Origin of the sequence: Marinobacter iranensis (genome assembly GCF_029207565.1) — a bacterium.
In the GTDB taxonomy this organism is placed as follows: domain Bacteria; phylum Pseudomonadota; class Gammaproteobacteria; order Pseudomonadales; family Oleiphilaceae; genus Marinobacter; species Marinobacter iranensis.
Window position 1 is genome coordinate 1 of record NZ_JANCMW010000262.1, and the last position, 260, is coordinate 260.

1 protein-coding gene is annotated in these 260 nt (G+C 65.4%); it reads right to left on the reverse strand.

Features of this window, described 5'->3' with window-relative positions; genetic code table 11:
• On the reverse strand, positions 1-260 hold a 260-nt coding region (locus NLU14_RS22290), incomplete at both ends, for a hypothetical protein (RefSeq protein ID WP_275710718.1).

A 260-nucleotide genomic window follows, 5' to 3' on the forward strand; every position in this document is an offset into this window, starting at 1 on the left:
GGATCGCCGAAAAGGCGCAATCACTGACGATGTTGTTGGAAACGAGCACGCCGCCGGCGCGGAAAACGTTGATGCCGTTGCCGTTCTGGCCCGTGCCGCCGTTACGCGCACCAATACGGGCGATGCGGTTTCCGCTCACCAAGGTGCTGTCCTCGCCGATCTGCCGGCGATGCACCAGGATGCCGCCATTGGCGCAGTCGCTGACTGCGTTGGCGTTGATCGCCAGGCCGCCGGCATCGACCGACCAGATGCCGGCGTCC